At 52.2% G+C, this 20,555-nt stretch carries 18 protein-coding genes and 1 pseudogene; 16 read left to right on the forward strand and 3 right to left on the reverse strand.

Annotation, left to right across the window (positions count from 1 at the left end; all coding sequences use genetic code 11):
- Positions 1-147 precede the first annotated feature (147 nt).
- On the reverse strand, positions 148-582 hold the full coding sequence (locus tag OXI60_07780) for a PIN domain-containing protein (GenBank protein MDE0309711.1): 435 nt from the start codon (positions 580-582) through the stop codon (positions 148-150).
- A gap of 619 nt (positions 583-1,201) precedes the next feature.
- Here OXI60_07780 and OXI60_07785 point away from each other — a divergent pair.
- The 4 genes from OXI60_07785 (at position 1,202) to cysQ (ending at position 6,965) form a co-directional block, all read left to right on the forward strand.
- A complete protein-coding gene (locus OXI60_07785) occupies positions 1,202-3,613 on the forward strand; it encodes an FAD-dependent oxidoreductase (protein MDE0309712.1) in 2,412 nt (803 codons plus the stop codon).
- Positions 3,614-3,710: 97 nt separating this feature from the next.
- Complete coding sequence (locus OXI60_07790) at positions 3,711-5,249, forward strand: trimethylamine methyltransferase family protein (protein ID MDE0309713.1); 1,539 nt, start codon at positions 3,711-3,713, stop codon at positions 5,247-5,249.
- A gap of 38 nt (positions 5,250-5,287) precedes the next feature.
- A complete protein-coding gene (locus OXI60_07795) occupies positions 5,288-5,944 on the forward strand; it encodes a hypothetical protein (GenBank protein MDE0309714.1) in 657 nt (218 codons plus the stop codon).
- A 199-nt stretch (positions 5,945-6,143) separates the two neighbouring features.
- Entirely contained in the window at positions 6,144-6,965 is an 822-nt protein-coding gene (cysQ, locus tag OXI60_07800; protein ID MDE0309715.1) for a 3'(2'),5'-bisphosphate nucleotidase CysQ, read from the forward strand.
- 1 nt (position 6,966) lies between these two features.
- Here the strand turns inward: cysQ and OXI60_07805 are convergent, their stop codons facing one another.
- Complete coding sequence (locus tag OXI60_07805) at positions 6,967-7,242, reverse strand: hypothetical protein (protein MDE0309716.1); 276 nt, start codon at positions 7,240-7,242, stop codon at positions 6,967-6,969.
- Between the two features lie 32 nt (positions 7,243-7,274).
- On the opposite strand from OXI60_07805, the gene dapF reads away from it, so the two are divergent.
- From dapF to OXI60_07830, 5 genes and pseudogenes are all read left to right on the forward strand, one after another.
- Positions 7,275-8,102: a diaminopimelate epimerase gene (gene dapF / locus OXI60_07810; GenBank protein MDE0309717.1), complete on the forward strand. Its 828-nt coding sequence runs from the start codon at positions 7,275-7,277 to the stop codon at positions 8,100-8,102.
- Positions 8,103-8,130: 28 nt separating this feature from the next.
- Complete coding sequence (xerC, locus tag OXI60_07815) at positions 8,131-9,033, forward strand: tyrosine recombinase XerC (GenBank protein ID MDE0309718.1); 903 nt, start codon at positions 8,131-8,133, stop codon at positions 9,031-9,033.
- Between the two features lie 26 nt (positions 9,034-9,059).
- A pseudogene (locus OXI60_07820) lies at positions 9,060-9,218 on the forward strand (transposase).
- Between the two features lie 706 nt (positions 9,219-9,924).
- Positions 9,925-10,473, forward strand: coding sequence for a superoxide dismutase family protein (locus OXI60_07825; GenBank protein MDE0309719.1), 549 nt, complete (start codon positions 9,925-9,927; stop codon positions 10,471-10,473).
- A 376-nt stretch (positions 10,474-10,849) separates the two neighbouring features.
- A complete protein-coding gene (locus OXI60_07830; GenBank protein MDE0309720.1) occupies positions 10,850-12,850 on the forward strand; it encodes a sodium-translocating pyrophosphatase in 2,001 nt (666 codons plus the stop codon).
- Positions 12,851-13,056: 206 nt separating this feature from the next.
- Here OXI60_07830 and OXI60_07835 read toward each other — a convergent pair whose 3' ends face one another.
- Complete coding sequence (locus OXI60_07835) at positions 13,057-14,331, reverse strand: 6-phosphofructokinase (GenBank protein MDE0309721.1); 1,275 nt, start codon at positions 14,329-14,331, stop codon at positions 13,057-13,059.
- 700 nt (positions 14,332-15,031) lie between these two features.
- On the opposite strand from OXI60_07835, the gene OXI60_07840 reads away from it, so the two are divergent.
- The 7 genes from OXI60_07840 (at position 15,032) to ubiB (ending at position 20,554) form a co-directional block, all read left to right on the forward strand.
- Positions 15,032-15,289, forward strand: a complete 258-nt coding sequence (locus OXI60_07840) for a hypothetical protein (GenBank protein ID MDE0309722.1) — start codon at positions 15,032-15,034, stop codon at positions 15,287-15,289.
- A 156-nt stretch (positions 15,290-15,445) separates the two neighbouring features.
- The gene (locus tag OXI60_07845) at positions 15,446-16,111 is read left to right on the forward strand and encodes an adenylate kinase (protein ID MDE0309723.1); all 666 of its coding nucleotides are present in this window, start codon (positions 15,446-15,448) and stop codon (positions 16,109-16,111) included.
- A gap of 39 nt (positions 16,112-16,150) precedes the next feature.
- Positions 16,151-17,146, forward strand: a complete 996-nt coding sequence (gene hemB / locus OXI60_07850; GenBank protein ID MDE0309724.1) for a porphobilinogen synthase — start codon at positions 16,151-16,153, stop codon at positions 17,144-17,146.
- A 14-nt stretch (positions 17,147-17,160) separates the two neighbouring features.
- A complete protein-coding gene (locus tag OXI60_07855; GenBank protein MDE0309725.1) occupies positions 17,161-17,541 on the forward strand; it encodes a DUF971 domain-containing protein in 381 nt (126 codons plus the stop codon).
- Complete coding sequence (locus OXI60_07860; GenBank protein ID MDE0309726.1) at positions 17,510-18,298, forward strand: class I SAM-dependent methyltransferase; 789 nt, start codon at positions 17,510-17,512, stop codon at positions 18,296-18,298. The genes OXI60_07855 and OXI60_07860 overlap by 32 nt, the downstream gene beginning before the upstream one ends.
- 10 nt (positions 18,299-18,308) lie before the next feature.
- Positions 18,309-18,938, forward strand: a complete 630-nt coding sequence (locus OXI60_07865) for an SCP2 sterol-binding domain-containing protein (protein MDE0309727.1) — start codon at positions 18,309-18,311, stop codon at positions 18,936-18,938.
- Positions 18,935-20,554 carry a 2-polyprenylphenol 6-hydroxylase gene (gene ubiB, locus OXI60_07870; GenBank protein MDE0309728.1) on the forward strand — a complete coding sequence of 540 codons (1,620 nt, stop codon included), beginning with the start codon at positions 18,935-18,937 and terminating at the stop codon, positions 20,552-20,554. The genes OXI60_07865 and ubiB overlap by 4 nt, the downstream gene beginning before the upstream one ends.
- Position 20,555 lies beyond the last annotated feature (1 nt).

A 20,555-nucleotide genomic window follows, 5' to 3' on the forward strand; every position in this document is an offset into this window, starting at 1 on the left:
CGATTGACTGCGGATGCTCTGCCCAGCAAGCCTGCCGTGCTTAGATTCATTCAGGAAAATATTGCGACTGCCAGGTGGCCGCTTTCAGACTCCGGATCGTTTTGTGGTTTCAGCATTATGGGCCGAGTACCTTATTGGAGTGTCTGTTCAGTCGAAGTTGAGGTGCTTGGTCCGGAATCTGGTGAAAAGATCGAAATCCCGGTCTTCTGTCAGTAGAGCGGTAACGCCATTGCCTCGACACACGGCAACAATTTGAGCATCATGTACAAGATTTCCAGTTGCATTGACTTCCGTCATGGCGACTGAAAGCAGTGACAGGTAGTCGGAAGTCGGATAGAGTAACTTTAGGCTCGGGGATTCAAGCAGTCGATTGAGAGCGGTGACTGCCTCATCGACAGTAAATGGGTTCTCAAAAACTTTGCGATGCGTTATTACACGAAGAAATTCCCCTATGCAATGCAACGGAATACCCCAACGAATCGATGATTCGGCGAGGAAGCATATCTCAGCCTTTGCTGTTTCGTGATATTTCGAAAACTTATTGTGAGCGTACACCAATATATTGGTGTCGACAGCAATCAATCTTTCGACTCCATTACGTCGTACAGCATGTTTCTGTCACTTACAACCAGGTCCGTGTTGCGCCCACAATTTTTCGTCAGCAAATTCAACTGAAAAGTTTCATTCGGGGTGTTTGCCGCATCCAGATAATCGCGAACTGACAACTCAATTAACTTGGTTAATGAAATACCTTTCTCGAGAGCTGCACTTTTAGCGTCTCGCATCAGTTCAGGGTTTAGATACAGTGTTGTTTTCATATGAGATTAACTATTGATATTTGATTTATGCACTATATGACAGAATTCTGTCATATTATATATTGTTTTGATTCAGCCAATGCTTCTTTAATTTCGATTGGCTGGCAGTGACGAGTGATTTCGGTTCCATCGCATGGTCCGCGAATCCAATGTGAGTAATCGCACGATAATTGAACATCGATCCACAGAACTATAAGGTTCGGCTTATGAAGCGTAAACTTTCTTGCCGTCCCGTTGGTCGCGAAAACTTCATCGTGCCAATGTTCGACTAGACGTGACACCCGGTCAGTTGGCTGAAGGTGGAGCATCGACGCGAGGAGAATCACAAGCGACAATAACAGTTCACGGAATAAAATCGTCTTCTGTTCGATCGGCAATATTCAATGAAAGATTCAGCACAGGTAGTGGTCATCGGAGGCGGCATTGTCGGGTGTTCTGTCGCTTACCACCTGGCAAAATACGGCTGGACCGATGTCGTCCTTGTAGAGCGGCAGGAACTGACGTCGGGATCAAGCTGGCATGCCGCCGGCGGACTGTTTACTGTCGTCCGGCCCAATGCTCCGGCCCGGATTCACAAGTACACGTTTGAGACCTATCGGGAGATCGAGTCGGAAAGCGGTCAGTCCTGTGGGTTCCATTTCACCGGAGGGATGAACATCTGTCGAACCATCGAGGAAGTCGACAGCAACCGGATGTTGCAAAGCGCTTGTCGGATTCTCGACATCGAAAGTTACTTCATCTCGCCCGAAGAAGCTCGTCGCAAAGCCCCAATTCTTGATACAACTGATGTGATTGCATGCCTTTGGGAAACCGACGGCGGACACGTAGACCCGGCGTCTGCGACCCAGGCATTCGCTCGCGCAGCCAGGAAGCTCGGGGTTGAGATTTATCGTCATACTCCGGTGATACAGACTGAACAGCGATCTGACGGGTCCTGGATGGTCGGAACCGAAAAAGGCAACATCATCGCCGAGTATGTCGTCAATGCGGCCGGTCTGTGGGGACGGGAAGTCGGCCGGCTGGCTGGAATCGAACTGCCACTGATGCCGGTTGAGCATCACTATCTGGTTACCGAAAGCATTCCCGAAATTGAACGTCTTGAATTTGAGTTACCGCAGATCAACGACAACGAAACGGGATGCTATGCGAGACAGGAAGGGCAGGGTTTGCTGCTTGGCGCATACGAAAAAGTCTGTACACATTGGGCCATAGACGGAACACCGCAGGACTTCGGGCACGAGTTGCTGCCGGATGATCTTTCTCGCATGGACTGGAATTTCCAGAAGTCCGTCGACATCATGCCATGCCTTGCACAAGCAGGAATCAAGCGGGTAATCAACGGTCCGATGATTTTCTCACCTGACCTGGGCCCCTTGATCGGTCCGCATCCCGAACTGCAAAACTACTTCTGTGCAAATGGGGTGATGGCAGGCTTCAACCAGGGCCCCGGTATCGGCAGAGCGCTTGCCGAATGGATGATTCAGGGGGAGCCGGAGTTTGACCTGTTCTGTTGGGATGTCGCCCGATACGGACATTGGGCAACCAAGTCCTATACACAGGAGACAACCCGGTACTTCTACGAAAACCGATCAGAAAAAATAGTTCCGTATCAGGAATTTGATGCGGGACGTCCGATACACAAACCACCAATCTACGATCAGCTCGAATCAGCCGGTGCTGTTTTTGGCGCGTCATTCGGGCTTGAGCATGTCAATTGGTTCTCACCGACGAAGGTTGGTGCAAGCGACTCCCTTACTTTCCGTCAGCCCAATTGGTGGCAACCTGTAATCGATGAGGGCAAGCGAGTGCGAAATGAAGTCGGGTTGATGGAATATTCCGCTATGGCCAAGTTCGAGGTGAGCGGTCCAGATGCCGAGAGCTGGCTAAACCACATCATGGCGAACCGAATGCCCGATACCGGTCAAGTGAGGTTGACGCCGATGCTGTCGGAACAGGGTCGGTTGATCGGAGATTTTTCGGTTTCCAGAATCGGGGAGGACCGGTTTCTGATACTGGGGGCTGACGTCATGCAACTTTCGTTTATGCGACATTTTGGCCGCTTTCTTCCATCCGATGGAGTCAGCCTGGAAAATCAATCCGCTGACTATGCGGGTCTGCACCTGTGCGGACCCAATGCACAGGAATTGCTGGCCCGCCTGGCGGAAGAGGAAATGGACACCTTGAACTTTCCCTTCTTGCATGCCGCCACAATATCAATTGGTGCAATACCGAATATCATTGCACTTCGAGTCTCGTTCACCGGTGAAACTGGCTACGAACTGTATCTGCCGTTGCGACATCAGCCCATATTGTTCGAGTTGCTGATGAAGGAGGGACGAAATCTCGGCATAGGACTTGTGGGCACACGGTGTCTTATGCAGACCCGCTTGGAGAAGAGTTTTCCGGCCTGGGGCCTGGAGCTATCTCCCGACTACACCGTGGTGGAAGCCGCAATGGAGCGATTTGTAAGACTTGACAAGGGTGAATTCGTCGGGCGCAGTGCGGTGTTGAGGCATGTACCTCCGAAATTGAAACGCGTGACCCTGGTTGTCGACGCCCGAGACTGCGCGATCTGGGGTGATGAGGCGATATTCCTTGATGGGGAACTGGTCGGCGCAGTGTCGTCCGGTGGATACGGACCGGAATCCGAGTGCCACATTGCCATGGGTTATATTGACGTTGATGCCGCGACCGCCAGCGGCCAGTTCAAGGTTGAAGTCCTGGGTGAGTTGTTGCCGGCTGAGCTTTGCAGTGAACCCATAGTTGATCCAACCGGTGCCCGAATGAGAACATAGCAACCGTGTGCTGACAATTTCAAACTTTGGTCTATGAGAATCTTTAATCTCAGATTTTGTGGTTCTGACCGGTGTTGCATTCCGTCAGGTTAGCTGAGTGGGCCGCCGTCAATCCGAAAGAAGAACCCGCCGCATGCTAAGCGGCAACCAGGGATTCGTACAACAGCCTTTCAAGGCGTTGCGAAATCCCTACCCGCCGATGGAAATTATTTCCGCCGATCAGGTTGAATCCATTCATCAAGCCAGTCTCAGGGTTCTGCGTGATGTCGGCATTCGGGTCGAAAGCGAGACTGCCTTGCGATTGCTGAACGATGCAAGAGCGGATGTCGATAAGGACCGCAGGCACGTCCGATTCGACCCCGATCTTGTCGAAGAATTGATCAGCGGCTTGCCTGAAGAATTCACCATCCATGCCAGAAACCCATCCAAGACTGTCACCATGGGTAAGAATTCAATCGTATTTGCGACAGTGACCGGTCCTTCTTTTGTGACTGACATGGACCGCGGGCGCCGGGCAGGCACTCAGCAGGACATGGAAAATTTCGTCAGATTGTCGGGTTCGCTGAATGTCTTCCATCATGAAGGCGGTAGCGGATTGGAGCCCTTGGACCTGCCGCCTGCCACCCGGCACCTGGAAATGATGTACGCCCAAGTCACCTTGACTGACAAGGGTTGGCAGCCATGCTGGATGAACACAGGTGAGCGGGCCAGGGACTGTATCGAAATGGCAAAAATCGCGTTGCAGACGGATGATGATGGGTTGCGAGACAAACCGGCCATCATCGGCGGCATCAACACAAACACACCCTTGTTGCTGGACGAGGGTCAGGCGGACGCCATGCGAGAATTCGCGTTGGCGGGACAGCCTGTACACATCACACCGTTCACATTGGCAGGCGCCATGGCCCCGGCGACGGTCGCAGGGGCGGTCACATTGCAAAATGCCGAAGTCCTCGGTTGTATCGCGCTGACTCAGGCCGCCGCTCCCGGTTCTCCCACATTCTACGGACACTTTACCTCCAATGTGGACATGAGGAGCGGCTCTCCGGCATTCGGCACGCCGGAATATGCGCAATCGCTGATCATGTCCGGTCAGCTTGCGCGCCGATACAAACTGCCGTTGCGCTCATCCAATACGACTGCTTCCGCTTGTGTGGATCTCCAGGCCGTCTACGAGAGTGACATGTCGATCAACGCCTGCATCCAGGCACACGTCAACAATGTCATGCATGCAGGTGGCTGGCTGGAAGGCGGATTGACCTGCTCATTCGAGAAACTGATACTGGATGCTGAATTGCTGCAGATGCAGTCCGCTTTTCTTGAGCCGGTGATTATCGACGAGGATACGCTGGCTTTTGATGCCATTGAGGAAGTCGGAGCCGGCGGACACTACTTTGGTGCCGCGCATACCCTTGAACGGTATCAGGATGCATTCTATCAGCCAATCCTGTCGGATTGGCGTAACTTTGAGACTTGGCGGGACGATGGCGGTCGAACCGCATTGGACCGGGCGAATTCAATCTGGAAGCAACTGTTGCGAGATTATGAGAAGCCTCCGATTGATCCGGCACTTGAAGAGGAGCTGCAGGCATTCATGGCAAAGCGTAAACAGGAGATTCAGTCCAAACGTGCCTGACGAGGCTTTCATCGAGGACGGGAAAGGCGGATCCCGAATTGAGTGAGATCTATGATCGATTGGACGGCACCTACCAGAAAATTCACAATCTCTATCTGGCATTTTCCCTGCAGCCGAAACCGCTGCTCGCCGCAGACCGGCATTTTCGGGACGTCATGCACAATCCGGACAATCAGTTGTCGATGTGGTTTCTGGAGTTATTGGCTTCCCAGGTTGCGATCATCGCCGAATGCCACTATGCATTGACGCATCACGGCGCAAACTTCAAGCATTTGCTCGGTGATGAACAGCTCGGAGAATCCATGCTGCAAGCGGTACGAGAGGATAACTTTGTCGATAACTCCCTGTTCACCCCGAAACACGCCGCCTTGCTGGTTTTCGGCGCAAAGCTGTCGCGTTGTCCACAAGACATGACTGGCGAGGATATTGAGTCACTCAGACAGGTTGGGGTGACCGACACTGAAATACTTGAAGCGGTGCAGGCGACGTCTTGTTTTGCCTACTGGGTGCGATTCATCAATGCTTTGGGCATCAAATCGGTGATGAATGACTTCATTGAAGACGCTGACTCCTCACCCCGATGTCGGTCGAGTGATACGACGACATCGTCTGAGGTCACAGTCTTACCGTTGTGGAACGTTACACCTTCTCGCAATGTGAAGATCCACTCTGAAGGATCCGCACCAGGCTCGTAGGACTCGGCCAGCAGAGGTTTCGTTGCTGTTGTGCCGTTCTTGAGCTGTCAATTCGGAATTTCCCCAACTCGGCAAGTCAAACGGAGATGATGGGCTCAATCAGATAAACGAATAGCCCTGATCAGGTTGCTTCGACAGGCTGCCGGGTTCGCGCATTGAGATATAATTCAGGTACTTCGATCATCGTTGCTTTCGTCTGATGCCAAGTTCCGAACCCCCTGATCCTGAACGTCTTATTGATGATGTAGTGCAACTGTCGATTGAGGCCGGCCAGGAGATTCTGCAACATTATCAGACTGATTACAGTGTTGAGTACAAGTCCAACAATACGCCTGTAACGATCGCCGATGTGCGTGCGAACGGAATCATCGTCTCGGGTCTCAAGCACCTTGAGCCATCCATTCCCATCATTTCAGAAGAGTCACCGCTTCCGGACTACGAAGAACGTTCGATGTGGTCATGCTACTGGCTCGTAGATCCGCTGGATGGAACGAAGTCATTCGTGCGTCAGGAAGATGAATTCACCGTAAATATCGCACTTGTGGACGGGGCATCAGTAATATTGGGTGTGGTGCACAGCCCGTGCGAAAATCGCACCTATTGGGGTGTAAGCGGTAATGGGGCACACTGCCTTGACAGCGAGAACGATGTGGTGCGAAAGATCAGCGTTCGTAACTGCTCGGAAGGTCGGGCGACGGTCATCACCCCGCGGTCCCGAGGGTTTGAGAAATCGAAGGTTTTCATTGATCACCTGGCGAGTGAGTCAATTGAATGTGATGTCGTTCGCGCTTCCAGTTCGATTAAGTTCTGCAGGGTTGCTGAAGGTGTGGCCGATGTCTTTCCCAGTTTTACCAATACATGTGAATGGGATACTGCAGCCGCACAATGTGTATTGGAATGTGCTGGTGGAAAAGTCGTGGACCCCGCCGGGAACACAGTTGTCTATAACAAGCCTGATATGCTGAACCCCAATTTTCTGGCTTCAGGCGATGCCGACATTGATTGGACAAGATTTGTTTGACTCATGCGTTGGTGCTTCGACTGCCTCTTCTCGCCCGGGCAACCCATCCCCAGCGTCTGACGCGGCGGACAAGCAGCTTGATATTGACATATAGGTAGCGGGCAAAACGATAGTCTGCGGACAGTACGATCAATCCCAGAGGAATCATCCAGAAGCCGATAATCGGCAGGAATCCGAGAAATCCAAGCAGGACCAACCCAATACCAATTATCTTGCGCAGCAGTGGCGGGAATGAATGGAGTCTTGTGATGTACTCCCTGATGCGATGTTTGCGCATGTCAGGTAGCACCCGTTGGTGAGATTTTGTCCATGTTCAATTTCACAAAAATGCACTCATTCGGCAATGATTTCGTAATCATTGTAGGTGATGACGGACTTACCGGTTTGACACCGGCTAGAGCGAAATCGATAGCCAACCGGAACAGCGGTATCGGCTGTGATCAGATTTTACTGGTGATTCCAATTTGCACTGAAAAGAACGTCTTCAAGTTTCGAATTTACAACACTGACGGATCTCAAGCCGCGCAGTGTGGGAATGGCGCCCGATGTGTTGCTAGATTTCTGTATGATCGCGGGCTGGCAAACGATGAGGATATTATATTGCGAACCCACGCTGACGACATTCGCTGCAAGATCAATGACGAGTCTACCGTAACTGTGTCGTTGGGCGTCCCCAATTTTGTACCGTCGGAAATTCCATTCGTCGCCGACACAATCGCGGATACATACGAATTGGAAGTTAAGGGGACTTTGCAGACTGCATCAGTCCTGTCGATTGGCAATCCGCATGCTGTCATTGTTGTATCGGATGTGGAATCGGCACCTGTGAGCGAACTGGGCGGTCCGATCGAGTTCCATCCCAGGTTCCCGCAGCGAACCAATGTCGGATTTATGGAAGTTGAATCCTCGGATTCGATTCGCTTGCGGGTGCACGAACGCGGTGTTGGTGAGACTCGTGCCTGCGGCAGCGGCGCGTGTGCCGCTGTCATTGCAGGACAACGCCTTGGGTTGTTGGACGAGTCCGTGACTGTCAATGTCGAGGCCGGACAGCTGTTTGTCGAATGGCATGGCGAAGGCGAACCGGTGTTGCTGACCGGGCCTACAACGTACGTATTCGAGGGCCGGTTGCTGGACTGATCGATTCGGTCCGAAATGGGAATGGGACATGTCAGCCACTGATCTTGTATATCGTTTTGTCAGTCACCTGGAGAACGAACGGAGGCTGTCACCGCACACAGTTTCGAATTACAGGCGGGATCTGCAGCGTCTGAACCTGTACCGAACTGAACATGAGATCAAGAGTTGGTCCCAGTTCACAGTGGTGCTCGCGCGCGGCTTCGTGGGAGATTGTCATCGTAACGGACTGTCCGGCTCGAGCATTGGCAGAATGCTGTCAAGTTCACGTTCGTTCTTCAGGTTCCTCAAGCGCGAGAATCTTGTCTCCTACAACCCGTTTGAGGGCGTATCCGCACCAAAGTCCCCGCGAAAGCTACCGAAAGTCCTGACTGCAGAACAGGCAATCAGTCTTGTGGACCTCAAGGGCGACGATCTGATTACCGTTCGCGATCGGGCAATACTTGAACTCGTTTATTCGACTGGTATCCGGTTGCAGGAACTGATTGGCGCGGACGTTAACGATGTCAACCTGTCAGAGAAGATGATTCGGGTGCTCGGGAAGGGCTCCAAGGAGAGAATTGTTCCGATCGGAACTCATGCATCACGGGCACTTGAGGAGTGGTTGACGAGGCGACACGAGTGGGCAGACACTGACGAGACCGCCCTGTTTGTCACTGCCAGGGGGAAACGCCCCGGCAGTCGGGCAATTCAGAAAAGAATTGAGGTCCGCGCAGTGGAGCAGGGCTTGCCTGTCAATGTGCATCCACACATGCTGCGTCATTCGTTTGCGACGCATGTCCTCGAATCGAGCGGCGACATCCGGGCGATCCAGGAGTTTCTCGGGCACGCCAATCTGTCGACAACCCAGATTTACACTCATCTGGATTTCGGCCATCTGTCGAGAGAGTACGATAGGGCTCATCCGAGGGCGAAAAAGAAACAGTCAACATAGGCCCCTGCACGATTTTGATGGAAGTTATAAATCATGGTGCCGGTGAATATGTAAGGGAGCAAGCACATACCAACGGAATCGAGTCTTTTTGGGCTACTCTGAAACGAGCTCATTTTTGTACATTCCACAAACTTAGCCCCAAACACTTGCAACGCTATGTTGATGAGTTTGCCGGTCGGCACAATGTACGCAGTCAAGACACCACTGCGCAAATTGAATCAATCAGGCGTGGTATGGAAGGCGAACGGCTTACGTACAAAGACCTTATCGCTGGGAATGGGCTTGATTCTTATTTAAGCGTAATGCACGGATATAGGGGTTTTAAAATATTTCATCAATAAAAACAGATAGTTGTTATTTAAGCGCAACATTGCATTGTGCGTATTGATCCGCGATGGGTTGGCCGTCGTCACCTCAACACCCAATACCGTTACGGGCCGATTCTGTCCCCCTCCCACCGTCCGGACTTGATTCATGCGGTCAACGTGTGTCTTCTTCCACATTATCGAGAGTCTCCCTCACCGACTCACATCTTGCCATGTTCCACCGTTCAGTTGTCGGTAAACGACCAGCCATGGCGCCAGTCAAGACTCTGCGACCATACCTGGCGAACAAGAATTGGCGGGGACCGCCGTAATGGCACAGCACCAATACAATAGGCGAACTTCGGTGGGAGGCAATTAAAGGCTGATATCGAAAATGCCTCTATATGAGGCGCTCGTTTATCTAAAAAGCCAACGCCAAACTTGAAGAATTAGCAAAATTTTGAGCCGTTAGGGAGCGAGTCGGCTTTCGGCACTCATCTATAACATTCCCCATTTTGATTGACAATTGAATTGGTGTCTGGTAATGTGGACTCAGACCAACTAATGAAGAGAGAGGAAAAAGGCTATGAAGCGATTTCTGATTCTATTGGCCTTGGCGGGCTCTATGTTTTCCACCGCAGTTTTAGCCGATCAAGCGGTGAAAATGGTTGCCATGGCTCACTTTGTCAACGCAGACGGCGACATGATTGGAGAAGCCAAGATGTGGCAGGGTCCCAAAGGTGTGGTAGTGCTGGTGGAGATTTCCGGGTTGGAGCCCGGTAAGCATGCCATTCACATCCATAGTGTTGGAACCTGCGAACCGGATTTCAAGGCTTCAAAAGGTCACATCAACATTTTAGGCGCTTCTCACGGGCTGTTGAATCCGGATGGCCCGGACAATGGAGACTTGCCGAATATCTATGTAAATTCCGATGGCAGTGCGATGGCGGAAATGTACACGACCGCCGTTCATTTCGGGGGAATGATGGACAATCCGCCCGACACGTCCGCCAACCTGATGGATGAAGATGGCTCCGCGCTCGTTGTACACGCGCAGGGTGATGATCATATTACTCAGCCGATCGGAGGTGCTGGCGGCAGGGTTGCCTGTGGAGTGATTACCGGAATGATGTGAGGTTTCACATAGACTTGTGAAACCGTATGGCTGCGTCCGCTCCTGACTGTGACGGAGTTTTCCGAGTCGCGGGCAACCGCTTCTGATGGTGCGAACTGGCGCATGGCTGAAAAATCGCCTCGGCGATATTTCCTCGTCTTTCAGTATTCTCGTCGACACTGATTTAAGTTACAATTAGCCCTTTTGTTCGATTATCTACGCAACAGATCACCAACTCTCAACTGACTCAAGGTGTCGGGTGGTTGTTGCGGAATTCTAGTCGATGAATTCGTTTTTGTCGCCGCTGTCGAGAGTGCGACTCTTGCCATTAACTCAAAATCAAAGAGTCTTTGAATCAGCGGTAATTTTTCTATGAAGTAAATTCAGGGAGATATACATGGATACAGGGGGTTTGATCCCGGTAAGCCTCGGAATCCTCGGGTTGGTATCTGCGTGGATCGTATTCGGTTTTGTCAAGCGCTTTCCGGAAGGCGAGGGCAAGGTTGTTGAAATATCGGCCGCAATCCATAAAGGCGCAATGGTTTTCATGCGTCGCGAATACACAATTCTGATTATATTTGTTGCGGTCGTTGCTGTTTTTATCGCGATTTCGGATCTTGGCCTGAACACAATGTACGCGTTCTTGCTGGGAGCATTCTGTTCCGGCAGTGCCGGATACATCGGAATGTATACCGCGACAAAGTCAAACGTCCGTACAACCACTGCCGCCCACACGCAAGGCGCATCCGAAGCTCTGACCGTAGCGTTTTTCGGTGGCTCGATCATGGGCTTGACCGTTGCGGCAATGGGACTTTTCGGACTGGGATTGCTCTATCTGTTTTTCGGTTCCGATCCTCATTCCGCCCATGCGATCCATGGCTTCGGGATGGGTGCCTCTTCAGTCGCACTGTTTTCCCGTGTCGGTGGGGGTATCTTTACCAAGAGCGCTGACGTCGGTGCCGATCTGGTTGGAAAAGTTGAAGCTGGGATTCCAGAGGACGATCCCCGCAATCCAGGTGTGATTGCAGATAACGTCGGTGACAACGTCGGTGACGTTGCGGGTATGGGCTCGGACATTTTCGAGTCGTATTGCGGCTCAATGATCGCCAGCATCGCCATCGCCGCAACACTGAGTCAGTCAGATCTTGGCGCACAGGATAGTCTCATGTTCCTGCCGCTCGCCCTGTCGTCGGCAGGAATCCTGTGCTCACTGGCAGGAATCATCCTTGTACGGATATTCACTTCCAGATCGGCGGAGGTTGCGTTACGAATCGGAACGATCGGCGCTTCAGTCATCTTTATCGGTGTTGCCGCGGTCGTTGTGAACTGGGTTGGTGTCGAAATGGCTGTATGGGGTGCCGTGCTGGTCGGCGCGGTCGGAGGAATCGTGATCGGTATGGTCACTGACTACTACACCAGCGGCAATCCAATACGAAAGATTGCCAAGGGTGGTGAAACCGGTCCCGCAACTGTGATGATCACAGGTCTGTCAGTTGGCATGCAGTCCGTAGTGGTGCCGTTGCTCATGCTCTGCACCATCATTGTCGTAGCGAGCTACCTTGCCGGACTGTACGGAGTTGGTGTTGCGGCAGTCGGTATGCTTGCGACTGTCGGTATGACCATGGCAATCGATGCATACGGGCCGGTGGCAGACAATGCCGGTGGTATTGCGGAAATGGCCGGCCTCGGCGAAGAGACGCGTGAAATCACCGACTCTCTCGATGCGCTGGGCAATACTACAGCCGCGATCGGAAAGGGTTTTGCGATCGGGGCGGCCGCGTTGGCAGCGCTTGCGATCATCACCGCGTATATCGAAACAGTGTCACTCAATGATCCTGAATTCTCATTGCAGATCAACGATCCGGTGGTTCTTGCAGGGATGTTCCTGGGCGGCATCTTCCCGTTTCTTGTCAGCAGTATGACGATGACGGCAGTCGGGGACGCGGCATTTGACATGATCAAGGAAATCCGCCGCCAGTTCAAGGAAATCCCCGGACTGCTTGAGGGTAAGGCGGAGCCTGACACCGAGCGTTGTGTGGATATTGCGACCAAGGCCGCATTGCGCAGAATGGTGCCACCCGGCGTACTCGCTGTCGCCGCTCCCGTTGCAGTCGGATTCTCACCACTTGGGCCGGAAGCGCTTGGTGGCATGCTGGGCGGCGCGCTGATTGGTTGCGTTCTGCTGGCATTGACAATGGCCAATGCCGGTGGTGCATGGGACAATGCCAAGAAGTATGTCGAGAGCGGCAATCTTGGCGGCAAGGGTTCTGATGTTCACAAAGCTGTTGTGGTCGGAGATACAGTCGGCGACCCGTTCAAGGACACTTCAGGCCCATCGATGAATATCCTGATCAACGTCATGGCGATTGTAAGCCTGGTCATTGCGCCATTGCTGTAACCGGCGCAAACTCACTTCGATGAGAAAACACTGAAGTTGGCGTCAGGCGCCGAGGCTGCTGGAAAAATCGATTCGTTCTGACTGTCGGGGTGAATTCGCACCTTGACGGGACAGGCGATTCATCGACTTATCCGGCAACAGGATCAGCCTGACTTGTTGTGCTGCCCGAAGCGGATTTCAAGGTTTTTCGATCGCCGCAGCAACCTTCAATTCTTGTGCGTGCTCCAGTCAGCGGGCAGTTTCGGCGCGATTGGAATATTGCGCAATCTGACATATTCCGGCAACCCATTGGAGTATGGCGGATAGCTTTCTCCGGCAATCAGAGGGGACAGATAGTCCCGGGCACTCTGAGTGATTCCGAATCCGTCGTCTGAAATGAAATCGCGCGGCAACATCTTCTCCGTATTCGCTATATCGGCCAGATCCGCTTCAACAATGTCCCAGCGATAAGGTGCATCCGACAGCCGGCGAATTGCCGGCATCAGGCCTGATTTTCCGCTGGCGGCATATTCGACTGCAGCCTTGCCCACCGCATAAGCCTGATCGAAATCAGTCTTTGACGCGATGTGGCGCGCCGATCTTTGCAGGTAGTCTGCGACAGCGTAGTGGTACTTGAATCCAAGGTCATCCCTGACAATCTGTGCAACAACCTGTGCGGCACCACCCAACTGTGCATGACCGAACGCATCGCGGGTGCCCTGTTCAGCCAAAAATCTGCCATCCTCGTAACGAGCGCCTTCGGATACTACGATCGAGACGTATCCATGAGTCTGTACGCAGTGCTTGACCTTGTGAGTGAAACTGGCGCGATCGAACGGCACTTCCGGAAAAAGAATCACGATTGGTATATTGGTTTCAGAATCGGAGGCAAGTCCGCCGGCTGCGGCGATCCACCCCGCATGCCGTCCCATGACTTCGATGATGAAGACTTTGGTCGAGGTGCTGGCCATGGCGGCGACATCGAAGCTGGCCTCTCGGGTAGAAATGGCAATGTATTTGGCGACTGATCCGAATCCGGGACAGCAATCGGTAACTGCCAGATCGTTATCAACAGTTTTGGGTATGTGATTGACCGTGACATCCCCGAGGCGTTTTTCCAGCTGGCGGGCAAGCTTCAGACAGGTATCTGCCGAATCATTGCCGCCGTTATAGAGAAAATGGCGGATGTTGTATTGCTCGAACACATCGACAACCCGGTCAAATTCCCGATGCTGTCTTTCCGGATCCTGAAGCTTGTAGCGACATGAACCGAATGCACCCGAGGGCGTGTGCTTGAGAGCGCGCAGGTTTCCCTCCGGCTCTTCAGTGACGTCGATCAGAGTTTCGTTCAGCACGCCGAGAATTCCGTCTTTTGCGGCGAAAACCCGACCGATTGCATCTGGATGCGCACGGGAGGTCTCTATGACAGCGGCCGCGGAAACGTTAATGACGGAAGTCACTCCACCGGATTGAGCATACAAGAGATTTCCAGAAATTGACATCAGTTGGTCAGGTAGTGTGGATTGAAATCATTATCAAATTGCACTGGTATTTTACGAACTGGCACAATGAGTTTCATGTTGTAAATTTTATAAAGAAGTGAATAATTCGGGTACGATCAATCGAAAACTTCTCCCCGGGCTTTCTTCAGTAGATTTTCGATATCGGCAGGTGGCTTGACGCAGGGAATGCTCAGATAAGCCAAGATTTCGCCGAATTTACGGTACCCATTCGGAGCACTCAATTCGATCCAGAATATATTCGCGCAATTCAACTGATTCTTATTTTGCTGAGACAACTTGTCAGCAACAAAAATCTGAGAAAGTCTCGGATAAACAGAATCTTCGCTCTCTGGATTACCTTTACCCATCAACTTGACTTCGGCAACTTTATTGAAAAACTCTATTGCATATCGGAGAAATTCGGCATCAAGCAGATTGATAATGTCAACTCTATTCTCACCAGCTCGGAACAGTTTTCGGATAATTTCTCGAATTACTTTGTCAGATGGCTGAAAATTTAGCTTGAGCAATTGAGAGAGTACCTGTTGTTGAATAGCAGTACAGTTATGGCTATGTTATACGTTTGATTCGATAACATGCCATTCTACAACATACCAAATGGTGAACGAAAAGTTGTACGAGACCGAGGGTATACGTCAAAGTCTTGGCATTTTTGAGATATAGCAGTTGGCATATTGTTTTGTCGGTCTTATCTGATGGTATATGCTGCCATAAGTCACGAGCCGCACAGGATTTTACCGGCCGGGTAGATTTCGAAGCGATTGAAGCGGCAGGCACCGCGGATCTAGACAAACAGACGGTCTGGGAACTGTCAAAGCTGATCTATGGCCAGGGTATCCTCATCGCCACGCAGTGGGCGGAGAACGCCAATGACATTCTCCCCCGGCTAACTTGGTTGAACCTGACGATTGTCATCGTACATAATCGAGCACACTAAACGATCATGATTAGCGTCAATCACCCCGTATCATGAAAAGTATTTTTCAAGGCAATAGCGGTGGCGGGCGATGATTTTTGATGTATGTTATTATGATTTCGATCCTACAATGGATCACGACACATCGGGTTATTGCGAATTGAGAGGGTATGGATCATGAGATTGGTGTTTCTGGGACCTCCTGGCTCAGGGAAAGGCAGTCAGGCTAAGTTTGTGGTCGAACGATATGGCGTAGCGCATATCTCGACCGGTGATTTGCTTCGAGCGGCAGTCAAAGCGGGCACCGAACTCGGACTGAAGGCGTCCGAGTTAATGCAGAAAGGGAATCTTGTACCGGATGAACTTGTAACTGAACTGATTGCACAGCATTTGGATGCAGGTGATCTTTGGTCTAATTTCCTGCTGGATGGGTTCCCGCGCAGCATAAATCAGGCAGAGGGGCTGGCCGCGATGTTGGAGCAAAGGAATTCGCCCTTGACGATGGTGGTCCATCTGCATGTTGAGCACAGTGCGCTGGTCAAAAGACTGTCCGGGCGCAGAACCTGCATCAAGTGCGGGGAAATCTATAATGTTTATTTCAATCCACCCAAGGTTGCAGGATTGTGTGACTGTGAACGTGCCGGCGAACTGATGCAACGCGATGACGATAACGAGAAATCAATCGTTAATCGTCTCTCGGTATACGATGAGAACACAAAGCCATTGCTTGCCTACTATGAACAGTCGGGTTTGCTTCGAACAGTCGATGCGTCCGGCGAGCTGGCTGGTATAGCACAGCAGGTTGAGCAGGTGCTCGGGAACCAGCAGACAGGAAGTGTCTGAAGCGACTTTGGATTGTTCAGCACCAAATCCATCAGGAAAATGTCCGAAATAGGTTACCCCGCAACTCGAATGCGGCGCCTGCGAAGTTGCGACTTCATACGACGCCTGGTCAGCGAATCCAGTTTGTCAGCGGCCGATCTGATTCAGCCGATATTCGTGTGCGAGGGAGAAAATTATCGGGAACCGATACCATCGATGCCTGGTATCGATCGTCTGAGCATTGATCTTCTGATAGAAAAATGTCGGAGACTGAGCGATCTGGGTGTGCCGGCCATTGCGATTTTTCCTGTAGTTGCGACCACGCGAAAGAGCAAGTGGGCTGAGGAAGCCTACAATCCGGATGGTCTGGCGCAAAGAGCAATATCTGCAGTGCGCGAGTCTGTTCCCGAAATCGGGGTGATGGCCGATGTGGCCCTCGATCCGTTTACCATCGACGGTCACGATGGAATTTCCGATGAGAATGGTTACGTGGACAATGACACAACAATCGACGTGATCGTCAAACAGGCTTTGTCACAGGCGCGTGCAGGTGTGCAGATCATTGCGCCGTCGGAGATGATGGACGGGCGCGTCGGTACCATCCGACAGGTATTGGAAGACGAGGGGTTCCACAATGTATTGATTCTCTCATATGCTGTGAAATACGCGTCGTCATTCTACGGACCCTTTCGAGATGCAGTCGGATCGGCGTCTGAGCTCGGTGGTCGGGACAAGCGCACTTATCAGATGGACCCCGCCAATACTGACGAAGCAATGAGAGAAGTCGCTCTGGACTTGGCCGAAGGGGCGGACATGGTGATTGTAAAACCGGGAATGCCCTATCTGGATGTCCTGAGCCGGGTCAAGTCTGAGTTTGGCGTGCCGACCTTCGCCTATCAGGTCAGCGGCGAATACGCCATGCTGATGGGGGCGATACAAAACGGCTGGCTGGATGAGCGAAAAGTCATTACCGAATCACTGTTGTCGTTCAAGCGGGCCGGGGCAGACGGCGTGCTCAGCTACTTCTCCGAACGTGTGGCTGAGTGGATTGCCTGAGAAGACGGACCTTTATGCCGACGATCGTGGACGACTACTTCACACCCACCGAGATCAAGCTTCGCAAGCAGTCTCGGATTTTGGAAGTCAGTTTCAGGGACGGCAGCACTTACGAGTTGGGTTGCGAATACCTGCGAGTCTATTCGCCGTCAGCTGAAGTCCAAGGGCATGGTCCCGGACAGCAGGTTCTTCAATACGGCAAGGAGCAGGTCAATATCTGGGCAATCGAACCTGTGGGGAACTACGCGGTTGTGCTGAAGTTCGATGACGGTCACGATACCGGGATCTATTCATGGGAACTCTTATACGAACTAGGTGCGAACAAGGACAGATACTGGCAGTCATATCTGGATAGGTTGCAGGATGCCGGATATCAACGAAGAGAATCGACGTAAATCGGACGGCGGCCGCACCGCAAAAACCGAGTTCGGATTTCGCCGGGTGATTGAGTCTGAAAAGGACTCGCTCGTGCACCAGGTCTTCAGCTCGGTTTCAAGTCGCTACGATCTGATGAACGACCTGATGTCGTTTGGCGCTCACAGGCTGTGGAAGCGTCTGGCGATTGCCTACGGTGGTATCCGACCAAACAGTTCTGTACTTGATGTGGCTGGCGGTACTGGAGACATCAGTCTCGCGGTAGCAAGGAAACTGGGAGCCGAAGGCCGTATCGTACTGACGGACATCAACGGCTCGATGCTGAAGCTGGGACAGGATCGAATGTTGGATCATGGATTTGTCGGACGGCTTCAGTGTGTGCAGACCGACGCTGAGAATCTCGCCTTTGCAGACGACTGCTTCGACTGCGTGATCATCTCGTTCGGGCTGCGAAATGTCACACGCATCGACGCCGCGCTGCGGTCCATGTACAGGGTCACTCGCATCGGTGGAAGAATGCTGATTTTGGAATTCTCAAAGCCCGTCATTCCATTGCTTGAAAGGTTATACGATCGGTATTCTTTCAGTGTGATTCCGAGGCTCGGCGAGGCAGTGGCAGGGGATCGTGCAAGTTACCAGTATCTGGTTGAGTCGATTCGTCGACATCCGGATCAGGATACGCTTGCGTCGATGATTGTTTCGGCCGGGTTCGAGCGCGTTGAATATCATAACCTTACCGGTGGAATTGTCGCACTTCATATCGGTTGGAAAGTTTGAGTTGATACGAGTGTCGAATCCATACACAAACTATATTGTCACCTCATTTTCGGATCGCTTGCTGGTCGCGATCGGCGAAGCCGCCCAATCCGATGAAGGCGTTCGAAGTCTGCTGCAAGAGCTGGACAATCGGATAATAAACTTGAGGTTCACCGACCTGAATCAGCAGATCGGCCTCAAGTTTTCAGATGCCGAAGTGTTCGAATGCGATGTGCCGGATGAGGAGGCAGATCTGGTCGTCCAAGGAACCTTGTTCGCTATCATCAAGGCGGTGTTTTCCGAGAATCGCAACCCCGCGAGACTTCAGAATGTGAAAGTCACAGGTGATTTGGGACTGGCGCAGCGTCTGTATCAGGTATTCGACCGGGCGGAATTTGACTTCGAAGAGATACTGGCGCAAAAAACCGGCGACATTCCGGCGCGACAGATCGGTAATCTGCTGCGCTGGGGCAGTCGGAATCTCAGGGGGGAAGACTCCACACTGGCAACTTCGATTCGAGAGACATTGATTGATCGCAAACAGCTATTGCCAACGCGGTCCAGGGTGGAGAAGTTCATGAGTGATGTGGACGGCCTGCAGGCGGATCTCGATCGGCTGGAGAAACGTACCGACCGCCTCAACAGACGTACCGGAAAATGATCACAGTCACACATCTTAAACGACTGCGGGAGATCATCCAGATCATTCGAAAGTATGGTCTGGACGAACCGCTCACCCGTCATCAGGGAATTCCATTGCTTGCGGGTGTCTTGAATATCGTCGGTGGCAAGCCGGCTTTTGATGATCAGCAACCCTATGGTGCCAGACTGCGCGAGGCCTTACAGGAACTGGGGCCGATATTTGTCAAGTTCGGCCAGATCATGTCCACCCGTCCCGATCTTTTCCCCGAAGACGTGATCGGAGACCTGAACGTTCTGCAGGACCAGGTCTCGCCATTCAGTGGCGTACTGGCGCGGAATATTGTTGAGCAGACCCTGAATTCTCCGATTGATGCGGTATTCAGTTCGTTTGATGAGATTCCGATCGCTTCGGCTTCGGTCGCGCAGGCTCACAATGCAGTTCTTCGAAGTGGTGAGGATGTTGTGGTGAAAGTACTTCGCCCGGGCATTCGCGATCAGGTCAACCTTGATATTCAGGTCATGTACTCCCTGGCCCGGCTGTTCAATCTGTTTCGACCGAACGCGGACAACTACCGTCCTCGGGACTTGGTGGGATATTTCGAAAACGTCATGTTGAACAGTCTTGATCTCACCGTCGAGGCGTCCAACGCCAATCGCTTTCGCAATCGCTTTGAGGACGATGACTTCATCTATGTTCCCCAGGTGCATTGGAAATACACGCGCTCGGATGTGATGGTGCTGGAGCGGGTTGGTGGATTGTCGGTTCGGGATGTTGAGGAATTGCACAGTGCCGGGATCGATCTGCAGCTGTTTTCGGAGAATCTGGTCAGGACATTTTTCGTCCAGGCATTTCATGATCGATTCTTTCATGGTGATCTTCACCCGGGCAATATGTTCGTGTCCGAGCTCGGCCAGTTACGCATGGTGGATTTTGGAATCATGGGAATCCTGTCGGAAATTGACTGCAAGTACCTGGTTGAGAACATACTGGCTATTCTTCGACAGGATTATCAGCGGGTGGTGGACCTGCATATCCGCTCCGGCTGGGCACCATCGGATATTTCAGCACAGGATTTTGAGATCTGTATCCGGTCAGTTTGCGAGCAATATGTGAACCAACCGGTTGGTGAGATTTCGTCGGGTCGGCTGATGGGTCGGCTGTTCCGGGTATTCCGGGAGTTCGGAATCGTTGTCCAGCCTCAACTGCTGCTGTTTCAGAAGACGTATCTCAATCTTGAGGGATTGGTGAAGACATTGTGCCCGGAGCTGGACATTGGTGCGACCGCGCGGCCGATCCTCGAAGACTGGGCCCGCAAACAGACGAGTATCTCGAATCTGAGCGAGAAGATCAGAACCGAGACACCCTATTTGCTGTCGATCGCGCCTGAGATTCCGCGCCTTGCCCACATGGTGCTTTCGTATATCAATGAAAACCAGATGCGGGGGCGGGCAATGGGTTCGGTTCAGGGACCGAGTGGAATCAGCAGCGAACTTTTCTTTACCTTACTCGGCAGCGCCTTGCTGATTGCGGCAGTGGTTGATTGGAGCAACGATGGATTCGGATTCCTGACGCTGATCCTGGGCGGCGCGGCTGCAATCTGTTTGCGTACCGCATGGCCGAACAGGCGCAAGTGAT

This window comes from Acidiferrobacterales bacterium, from assembly GCA_028820695.1.
Taxonomy (GTDB): domain Bacteria; phylum Pseudomonadota; class Gammaproteobacteria; order Arenicellales; family JAJDZL01; genus JAJDZL01.

Excerpts from the sequence above, each read along its gene's own strand:
- OXI60_07825 (MDE0309719.1), top strand. The coding sequence starts at position 9,925 with ATGAAGCGATTTCTGATTCTATTGGCCTTGGCGGGCTCTATGTTTTCC.
- OXI60_07860 (MDE0309726.1), top strand. The coding sequence starts at position 17,510 with ATGCCGGATATCAACGAAGAGAATCGACGTAAATCGGACGGCGGCCGC.
- OXI60_07845 (MDE0309723.1), top strand. The coding sequence starts at position 15,446 with ATGAGATTGGTGTTTCTGGGACCTCCTGGCTCAGGGAAAGGCAGTCAG.
- OXI60_07830 (MDE0309720.1), top strand. The coding sequence starts at position 10,850 with ATGGATACAGGGGGTTTGATCCCGGTAAGCCTCGGAATCCTCGGGTTG.
- OXI60_07855 (MDE0309725.1), top strand. The coding sequence starts at position 17,161 with ATGCCGACGATCGTGGACGACTACTTCACACCCACCGAGATCAAGCTT.
- OXI60_07785 (MDE0309712.1), top strand. The coding sequence starts at position 1,202 with ATGAAAGATTCAGCACAGGTAGTGGTCATCGGAGGCGGCATTGTCGGG.
- hemB (MDE0309724.1), top strand. The coding sequence starts at position 16,151 with ATGTCCGAAATAGGTTACCCCGCAACTCGAATGCGGCGCCTGCGAAGT.
- ubiB (MDE0309728.1), top strand. The coding sequence starts at position 18,935 with ATGATCACAGTCACACATCTTAAACGACTGCGGGAGATCATCCAGATC.
- OXI60_07805 (MDE0309716.1), bottom strand. The coding sequence starts at position 7,242 with ATGCGCAAACATCGCATCAGGGAGTACATCACAAGACTCCATTCATTC.
- dapF (MDE0309717.1), top strand. The coding sequence starts at position 7,275 with ATGTTCAATTTCACAAAAATGCACTCATTCGGCAATGATTTCGTAATC.
- cysQ (MDE0309715.1), top strand. The coding sequence starts at position 6,144 with ATGCCAAGTTCCGAACCCCCTGATCCTGAACGTCTTATTGATGATGTA.
- OXI60_07835 (MDE0309721.1), bottom strand. The coding sequence starts at position 14,331 with ATGTCAATTTCTGGAAATCTCTTGTATGCTCAATCCGGTGGAGTGACT.
- xerC (MDE0309718.1), top strand. The coding sequence starts at position 8,131 with ATGTCAGCCACTGATCTTGTATATCGTTTTGTCAGTCACCTGGAGAAC.